We start from the raw sequence: 9535 nt of genomic DNA, 5'->3' as shown, positions 1-9535 counted from the left end.
ACAGAAGGTTTTATGGATATCTAATCCTACATAGTTCATCTATCTCACCTCTCTTATCTGAGAGGCGAGGTGACTTTAACATGTCATCTTTACAGGAAAGAAAAGAATATAAATTAGTTTGAATTTGAAGGTGAGGTTTAGTATTATGGTTGGTAAAAAAACTATTGGTGTTCTTACTAGTGGTGGTGACGCGCCTGGTATGAACACGGCTCTTCGGGCTATTGTTAGAACTGGTATATATTATGGTAACAAGATTTTTGGAATAAGAAGAGGTTATCAGGGTTTGATAGAGGATGATTTTATTGATCTTGATCTTTCTTCTGTTAGTGGTATAATAAAGGAGGGGGGTACTTTTATTCAGACTGCACGTTGTGATTATTTTTATAGAGAAGAGGGGCGGGCTAAAGCATTTGATAATTTGAAGAAACATGATGTTGATACTCTTATTGTTATTGGTGGTGACGGTTCTTTTAGAGGTTTACATACTCTGGTTAATGAGCATCCTGTTAGAGGTATTGGTGTGCCTGGTACTATTGATAATGATCTTTATGGTACTGATTATACTATTGGTTTTGATACAGCTGTTAACACTGCTCTTCAAGCTATTGACAAGATTAGGGATACTGCTACTTCTCATTCAAGGCTTTTTATCGTGGAGGTTATGGGGCGTACATCAGGTCATATAGCGCTCTATGCTGGTATAGGTGGTGGTGCTGAGGAGATACTGATACCTGAGACTTATTCTGACATAGAAAAGCTATGCAAGAAGCTGGAAATGGGGCAGAAACGGGGGAAGAAAAGTAGTATAATAGTTGTTTCTGAGGGGGATGAGGTGGGTGATGCTTTTAAGCTTAAAGAAAAAATCGAGAATTATGTGGACTGGGAGATAAAGTTGAGTGTGTTGGGTCATCAGCAGCGTGGTGGTAGCCCGACTGCTTTTGATAGGATGCTTGCTAGTAGACTTGGTTATGGGGCTGTGATAGCTGCAATGGCAGATGAGAATGATAAAATAGTTGGTATCGTTAACAACGAACTTAAGCTAACACCGCTTGAGGAAACCTATACTGTTAAGAAGGGGATTAATAACGAGTTTGTTAAAATGGCTGAGATACTAGCTATATAAAAAAATTTTTTTTAATATGTTTTAGAAGCGTTGTATCTCAGTTTGAATATATGTGTTGAGAACTCTATTGACAAAAACATTGAAACGAACGCAGCTAATATCGTGATTATATAGAACGGTAAAAGGAAATTTGAGTAGAGGCTTATCAGGTTTTCAAAAGCCATAGCGAGAGCGAGAACAATAAAAAGGATCATTGCAACACAATAAAGTAGTAGAACATCTGATTTTTTGCCCATGTATTTGGCTCCTAGTGGGAAAGATATTGTTACACCAACTAGGAATGAGAATGTTAGGAACCACGTCATTGATGGTATCATGTCTAGTCCTTTGAATGCTGAGAAAAATGCTACAAATGGTATCGAGCATATAAACGGCAGGATTAGTGATACTGCTTTTCCTCGCATTATTGTTTTTTCTCTGATTGGTAGGTTTCTGATTAGCCATTCTGTGTCTTCTTCTGCTAGGAAAAAGTTTAGTGATGTGAAAACTGATGTGTATATTGCTAGGATGTATACTCCTAGGAAGCCGTACATTGATGGTGTTATGAACCTTGCTAGTTGTTTGATTCCCTCTGGTAGTATTGAGTCTCCACCGAACTGTGCTAGGTATCCTGAGAAAAACCCTATTGTTACTGCTGAGAAAATAAAGCTAAATAGTAGTCGATCACGCCATAGCAGGGTTGTTTCTTTGTGGAATATCGCTTTTATTGTGTCACGTATTTTTACTTGATCTAGCTCTTTTTTTCTCTCTATTCTTTTTACGAACTGGTATGAGTCTAGTGCTGATTTGAAGCTGATTATAAGATAAACTGTTGCTAGTAGGAGTATTATTAGTGTCTCAGTTGGTTCGCGGTAAAACCATAGTAGTAAGAAGAATACTGGTATTGGGATTAGTCTAAGTCTTTTTGAGCTGAAGAAATGCATGGCAATCAATGAACCAAGTATTGTTCCTAGTATAACACCCATTGTGAACTGTAGGTATTCAATTGGGTATGCTAGTCTGACCCCTGATAGTGCTATGAGTATGCTGAATAGTATTGAGAAGAAAGCCCATAACCCTAGTTGAAGCCAGAATACGACCAAGAAGATTTCTGATATTGTTCTCGCATGAGTAACAGGTGCTGATAGTGGGTACGATATTGTGTTTGATTTTATGTAGTATTTATGGAAATCAACACCTGATTTCATAGTTACCATAAACAGTATTATTAGGAATACCTCGTATATGTTCACCTCTACTTTTTGTCTTATTAAAAATAATGTTATGAATACCATACCAGCTACGGAAAAAAACATCATGAAACAAAAAAAGAGGTATAGCAATGGCGAGGTTTTTACGTTGCGGAAAAAGTTTCTTGCAACATCCAAGAACAGATATTTGTATGTCTCAAGCATAATCTTTTTCATCCCTGGTTACTAAAATATGCTTCTTCTATACTTCCATATCTTTGGGTGATTTCTTTTACGTCACCAAAGAGTTTAACTTCTCCTCTCACCAAGAAGTATACTTTGTCTGCAACTTTTTCAACAAGCTGTGGCGAGTGCGTGGCAATGATTGTTGTACCTTTTCTATCTATTATGAATTTTTGTAGTGTTTTAGCGGTTAACGGGTCAAGACCCCAGACAGGCTCGTCTAGCAATAGGTTATTTGGGTTATGCATAATAGCGGATATCAAGGAGATTTTTTGTTTCATCCCTTTTGAGTAAGCACCCAGCTCCTGGTCCATGAAATGTGATATACCAAGTAGTTTGGATAGCTCATCTATTTTTTCTTCTGCATCGTTAAGTTTCCTTAGAGATGCTACATAAAATAAGAATTCTCTTCCTGTTAGACGCTCATACATGTAGGGCATCTCAGGTAGGTAACCGATTTTTTCCCGTGCAGATACAGAATCTGTTATTATCGAGAAACCATCTATTGTTACGTTACCTTGGTCAAATGGTATTACACCAGCGCAGATCTTTAGAAGAGTGGTTTTTCCTGCTCCGTTCTCACCCATTATTGCTGTAACTGTTTTTTCATCAAAAGTGAGGTTTACGTTATTTAGTGCAAGTATTTTCCCATACTTTTTAGTGAGGTTTTCTACAACAATCATCTTTTAGAAGGATAAAAGGAACTGTGATATAAAGATATGTAAAAACTGTTTTTTAGAGAAGTGATTTGTATATCTTTGTTTCTAATTGTTTTATCTTTTTTAAACTGTTTTTGTGGTATTTGAAATTAAAATCATATATCACATCTTTTAGTATGAGTGGCTCTGGTGGTGCTAAACCAAAATCAACTTTTTTGTTTGGGTTGTTTAACGCGTTTATTATTTGTTGTTTTGTAATCTTGTTTTTTCCTATTTTTTCAATAGCAGATACGATTCTTCTTATTTGATGCCATAAAAAGGTTTGTGCGTAGAAATCTATTACGAAAAAACTGTTTTTTTCTTCTATGGTTATGTTATTTATGGTTCTAACAGGGTTTTTGTCTGGTTCTATTCTTGCAAAGTTTGTAAAGTTGTGTTCACCTGTGAATATTGAAGCTGTAGATATTGTTTCATCTAAATCTAGGTTGTTTTTGTTTAGGTAGTATCTGTATATCCTCCATTTTGCGTATCTTGGATAGAACTCTGGTTCAACTTTTTTGATTCCATATACAATTATGTCTGTGTTGTTCTTAAGTTTCTTTAAAACATTTTTTTCAGGAACATCTGTGTTAAATGCTGCGACGTTGCCTAGTGCTGAGACTCCTCTGTCTGTTCTGCTGGCTGTTCTTAGGCAAGATTTTTTAGCATCGTCTATTATTTTTTGTTTTATTAGTTGTTTTATTAGTTCGCCTTCGACTGTTTTCAGTTTTGGTTGTCTCGCATAACCATGGAATTTTTTTCCGTTGTATGCGAATTTTATTGCGAGTCGCATGTTACAAGTGATTTGTTTTATGTATATAGAAATTCTTGTCATGTAAGGATAATTCTTTAAAAACTTAGAATATATGGTTTAGTGACAGAGTATGCCTAGAAAAAAGTTTATTGAAGATAAGTTGAAGAAGATTGGCGCTGAGATAGGGGATACAATTGCGGTGGTTACAAAGAAGGATAAACATGAAGGGGTTTTGATGCCTCATCATGCTTTCAGTGGTGAGGATATTGTTAATATTAAACTGAAAAACGGGTATAATATTGGTATCAGTATTGATGAGGATAGTGAGATTATTTTGGTAAAAAAACACAATGTTGTTGATAAGAAGGTTAAGGAGATCCCTTTTGATGCTAAGAAGCCTACTGTTTCGGTTATTGGTACTGGTGGTACTATAGCTTGTTATGTTGATTATAGGACTGGTGCTGTTTATCCTGCGACTTCTGCGGAGGAACTTGCTTTTGCTGTCCCTGAGGTTTTTGATATCTGTAATGTGAAGGCTCGTGTTGCTTTTCAGATGCTTAGTGAAAACATTGAGGTAGCTCATTGGAAGAAACTAGCTAAGGAGATAGCAGATGAGTTAAATGGTGGTGTAAAAGGCGTGGTTATACCACATGGTACTGATACCCTTGGTTATACGTCTGCTGCTTTGTCTTTTATGTTGAAGCATCTTTCTGGTCCTGTTGTTCTTGTTGGTGCTCAGCGTTCTAGTGATCGCCCTTCTTCTGATGCTGCACAAAACCTTGTTGCTGCTGCTAATGTAGCGTCTAAGTCTGATATTGGTGAGGTTGTTGTTGTTATGCATGGTGAGATATCTGACTCGTATAGTTTGATTCATAGGGGGACTAAGGTTAGGAAGTTCCATACGTCTAGGCGTGATGCTTTCAAGACTGTGAATGATATACCTATAGGGCGCGTTGACAGGAATGGTGATATAAAAATCGATGGTGTGTATAGGAAGATATGTGGTAAGACTGTTGTTGATGATAAGATGGAAGAAGATGTTGCAATGGTTTATTCTCATCCTGGTCTGAAACCCGAGGATATACCTGATAGGAAGGGTGTTGTTCTTGTTGGTACTGGTCTTGGTCATGTTCCTGAGAGTGTTTTTCCTAGGGTTAAACAGTTGATCAAGAATGGTTCTGTTATTGTTATGACCTCTCAGTGTATTTTTGGTCGTATAAACATGAATGTTTATTCTACTGGGAGAGATTTACTTAGCATTGGTGTTGTTCCTGGTGAGGATATGCTTCCTGAGACCGCTTTTGTTAAACTCATGTGGGTGCTTGCGCATGCGAAGAAAAGAGAGGATGCCGAGAAGCTTATGACTACTAATCTCGCTGGGGAGATATCTGAGAGAACAAGAAGCGATGCGTTTCTATAAAAGGTTCTGTTTCTAATATATCAATAGATTTTGACAAAAAATGTCTGATATAGTTTATAACTTAGGGTATTAAAAATATTTGATCCTCAATGCTTACAACTTTTATTTTTTCTGTATTGTAGGTGATATTTTTAGGTTTTTGAACATCTATTGTCTCATATGTTTTAGAATCCATCAGTTGTACTTCTTTTTTTGATTGGCTTACAAAAATCATTTCCTTAACTAGGTTTTTACCGCCTAGTATCTTTGTTTTTTCTAGTTCTTTTACATCAACTGATGTTTCCTCCCAGTTGTCTAAGCGTATCATATGCACCCTGTTCGCGTGTATTGAAGTTATAAGGTAAAACGATTTTTTGTATGATATAAAATCGTTTTTTCTATATGCTGGTAGTCGTATTAGATAGGTCATTCTGTATAGTTGTTTGCTGTCTTTCATACCAACGTTTTTTGCTGATTGTTTGATTTCCCCGCCGTATTGCTCCTGGATTTTTTTTGCTATTACTTGTGCAGAGTTTTTTTCGCTTAGGAAAAAATCTAGTCCACCATGCTGTTCACCCTCATCTGTTATAAATAGGGCGCGGTTGCCTTTGTTGCGTATTTGGTCAACAAGGCTTCTAACAGTTGCTCCTAGGTCATCTATCTCTTGTTTTGATAGTTTAGTTCTATCTGGCCTAATCTGTATTATCGCTTCGTAGTAACCACCTGATTGCCTTGAGCATACATCACAGACTGCTTTTTTTATTCGTATTGTTATGTTGTGTTCCTCTGAGATTTCTATGCTATCTAAGAAACCTGAGATTATTAGTTTGCATTCTATTGTTTCTTTCTTTTTTTTGCATTCTGTGGTGATTTCTACGTTGTTTAGTTCTTTGCTCATATAGAAAGTGTTTCGTATTGTTCTCCTTAGTATATCATCGAAGAGATCTGCTGTCCAAGTGTTTTTGAATTTGTATGAGTCACAGTTTACACACATTGTTAGGTCTATTATGTCTGGTCCTTTTGTGAACTTGTGTGTTTTAAGGTAGCAGCTAATGCAAACTCCATCCCTGAATATGGGGCCTTCTTTACCGCATTCTACACAGAACATAGGTTTCATAATTTGTTTTAGGTCAGATAGAAGTTGTATATTATAAGGATAACGGAGGGTATTCACAAGTAAAAAGTTAATTTCTCAAACTTTCTTCAACAATGGCAATTTCTTTTTTTGTTAAACCATAGAGTTTGTAAACAAGTTGATCAATTTCATTATCAGTTTTTTTGATTTCTTCCTCTATTTTGGCTCTTTCGTCTGTTTTCTTGTCGCCAAGTTCGTTGAGGCGTTTGTTGAAAGAAATTATCTTGTTGACAAGAAGGGCAATTCTTCTTTGTTTATCAAGAGAAATCACTTTTATGGGAAATTTTTTAGCATTAGCGATTAATATCTTCTGAAATAGAGTTTTGGATGGATCCAAATATTTTTCTTTGTGGTAAAAATTCATCAGACTAGAGTTTAATATTGCTAAAATATATTTTGTAAGAACAACATTTTCATTCTTTACGAGAATGTTGAACCCACTCTGTGTATTGTAAAGTTCTTCTTCCGTATAACCTGCATAAATTCTTGGAGGTTTTCCGCTTACTATCTGCCTAACCACGATCCGGGGTTTTAAAAAAAATCTTTGTTCTCTTGGAGCTCCTAGCCAATCACCGTAACTAATATATTCTTTACCATCCCAAAAGATACCATATCTAACTATGTTTTCACCAGATAAGAGCGGTTTAAAAGTTTCATTTTTCTTTGTAGTAGAATGAAAAACACGCTCTTTTATCTGTTCTCGAGTGTGACCTTTATATTTATCATACGGTGTTAATCCTAAAGAAAAATCACAAATTTCAATTAGTGGAGTGGCATCTTTTTCGATTTTACTTAACAGTTTATCAGACAAAGTACTGACAGAGATATTTATTATTTTTCTATCTGTTTTATTCCATAATTTCTGATTAAAATAAATTATCTGATCACAATTTTCTTCGCTTATTGATGCAATACTTTCTTCTCTTGGATAAATTAATACCTGACAATTTTTCTTTTTTGTAGTTTCTCTTTTCTTTTGATATATCAAAATTATAGTTTCAACTTTAACATTTTCGAAAACGTTGTCTGGTAATCTCACTATCTTTCTTAATGAGGTTGTATTCAATAATAATTCTCGTATTTTTGAATAAGATTCATTATACAGTATAGAATTTGGAATGATGAGCCCAAAATAGCCCCCTTCCTTTAATAAACTTAAGGATCTTTCTACAAATGTAGAGTAAAGATTCATCCTGTTTTCTACTGTATTAAATTTACTAAACAAATACTTTACAATTTTTGGATCTAATTGTTTAATGTCAACATAAGGTGGATTTCCAATCACAACATCAAAACCGCCTTCCTGCATTATTTCCTTAAACTCATCTTCCCATTTGAAAGCCTTCTCACCCACAATATTAGGATCATCAATCAATGAATTTCCACATTTGATATTCTGTTGTAACAGCGGAAGACTTTGCCCTTTCTCAGCAATTTTCAACAATAGATTCAACTGGGCGATCTCTACCGCCTTCTTATCTAAATCTACACCAAAAATGTTATTCTGAAGAATTTTTTTCTTCTTGGTAAATGTTATTCCCTGTCCAGTGATATCAAAACGAGCCTGGCTATAGTTCTTATCCTTCTTCTTCCAATAATCATTCAACACGTCAAACGCTTTTATCAGAAACGATCCTGAACCACATGCAGGATCTAAAACCCGTATTTTATCTGCATCAATCTTCTTGTTTTTTAGTAATTCACCAAGCGTATTCTGTACGATATAATCAACAATATATGTCGGTGTATAGTAAATCCCCTGTTCTTTCCTATGCATCTTCCCATTAGTAATCCTTGCTCGCTTCTCACTTTTTTTTAGAATATGCCCAAGATACTGTTCGTAAATATTCCCAAGAACATCTGCTTTAATCGCTGAAAAATCGTAGGAAAGCGACTGATCCTTTGTCTGATACAATGATTTGATAATCTCTCGCAATATATCATCGTCAATATCAAGAGTATCGCACAAATGGACTTTTTTATGATCAATGGGATCATAGGTAAACAATTTGCTGTTATAGTTTTCATCAAAATACCTGAAAATCTCCCTGATTTTCTTCAAAACCTTAGTCTCGTTTTTTGCTTCCCATAACTTTTTTTCTTCAAGCCCCCTATCTTCACAATTACGGATAAAAATCAATCTGTCTAAAATACGCTGAACTGATTCATCGAGTTCTTCCTCAGTTAAATGCTTATCCTGATTTAATTTTGTTATATTCTTTGAAAGCATCTCCCTAAATCTTGTAAAATCATATAACAACTGTTTATCAACGGGTGTTTTCTTAGTTTTCTTACCCCATTTCTCAGCTTCCTTATCTAAAAGACCATGTTCAAAACTATCTTTTGACAGTAACCAAAGCTCATCAAATCTATCTATAAACTCATAACAGGTTATAGATTTCAAAAGGTTATGCATAGGATGAGTTGTTTTCCATTCAGCGTTAAATATCTTAATTTGCTCAAAATCAGTTAGAACCGCCCACGTGCATCCTTTATACCAAGCGTAATTAATTGCTTGTTCAATGAATTTTGGATTATCCAAATCTTCTTTTAATGCCTTTGCTTCGAGGAAAAACTTTGGGATACCATTTATTCGAAAACCATAATCTACTCGTTTTTTAGATATTTTTTCTTCAGCAGAAACAGAATCAGATCTATTTGGTTTATTATAAACATTCCATCCTAATATTTCAAAAAGTGGAAGGATGAAATCCTTTTTGGTCATTTCTTCATTGTATCGTTTAATTTTTTTCTCTTCTACAACTTTGTTATATTTATTGATAAGTTCTTGGATTTTATTTTTTAATGCTTTTTCATCCATCTTTCCTAAAAAATGATATTATCTGTTTCTTCTTTAATTTTTGGCATTTAAAAAATAACATTTTAAGCTAGAAAAACAACCTTAAAAATCAACTATCAATTTGAGCGGATATTTCTCACTATTTTTCTCCTAAAATTTCCAGCGTTTTCTCAACAGCAAACTTTACTCTTTCAGCACACGAATAGTCATGAAT

The 9535-nt window shown here is 34.9% G+C and carries 7 protein-coding genes; 2 read left to right on the top strand and 5 right to left on the bottom strand.

Features of this window, described 5'->3' with window-relative positions; translation table 11 throughout:
• Positions 1–145: 145 nt before the first annotated feature.
• On the top strand, positions 146–1123 hold the full coding sequence (gene pfkA, locus QHH19_05570; protein MDH7517795.1) for a 6-phosphofructokinase: 978 nt from the start codon (positions 146–148) through the stop codon (positions 1121–1123).
• A gap of 11 nt (positions 1124–1134) precedes the next feature.
• Here the strand turns inward: pfkA and QHH19_05565 are convergent, their stop codons facing one another.
• Genes QHH19_05565 through truA form a run of 3 tightly spaced genes read right to left on the bottom strand, consistent with a single transcriptional unit; the run spans position 1135 to position 4026 of the window.
• A complete protein-coding gene (locus tag QHH19_05565; GenBank protein ID MDH7517794.1) occupies positions 1135–2517 on the bottom strand; it encodes a hypothetical protein in 1383 nt (460 codons plus the stop codon).
• A gap of 8 nt (positions 2518–2525) precedes the next feature.
• Entirely contained in the window at positions 2526–3218 is a 693-nt protein-coding gene (locus tag QHH19_05560; GenBank protein ID MDH7517793.1) for an ABC transporter ATP-binding protein, read from the bottom strand.
• Between the two features lie 52 nt (positions 3219–3270).
• Positions 3271–4026 (bottom strand): tRNA pseudouridine(38-40) synthase TruA, encoded by a 756-nt coding sequence (gene truA / locus QHH19_05555; protein MDH7517792.1) that lies wholly within the window; start codon positions 4024–4026, stop codon positions 3271–3273.
• 91 nt (positions 4027–4117) lie between these two features.
• Here truA and gatD point away from each other — a divergent pair, with 91 nt between their 5' ends.
• Entirely contained in the window at positions 4118–5407 is a 1290-nt protein-coding gene (gene gatD, locus QHH19_05550) for a Glu-tRNA(Gln) amidotransferase subunit GatD (GenBank protein MDH7517791.1), read from the top strand.
• 61 nt (positions 5408–5468) lie between these two features.
• Here the strand turns inward: gatD and QHH19_05545 are convergent, their stop codons facing one another.
• Both QHH19_05545 and QHH19_05540 read right to left on the bottom strand, forming a co-directional pair.
• A complete protein-coding gene (locus tag QHH19_05545) occupies positions 5469–6503 on the bottom strand; it encodes an NMD3-related protein (protein MDH7517790.1) in 1035 nt (344 codons plus the stop codon).
• Positions 6504–6570: 67 nt separating this feature from the next.
• Positions 6571–9342 (bottom strand): N-6 DNA methylase, encoded by a 2772-nt coding sequence (locus QHH19_05540; protein MDH7517789.1) that lies wholly within the window; start codon positions 9340–9342, stop codon positions 6571–6573.
• Between the last annotated feature and the right edge of the window lie 193 nt (positions 9343–9535).

The organism is Candidatus Thermoplasmatota archaeon (genome assembly GCA_029907305.1).
Classification (GTDB): domain Archaea; phylum Thermoplasmatota; class E2; order DHVEG-1; family DHVEG-1; genus JARYMC01.
The sequence above is the reverse complement of the archived record's forward strand: the minus strand, read 5'-3'. Positions and strand labels throughout refer to the sequence as shown.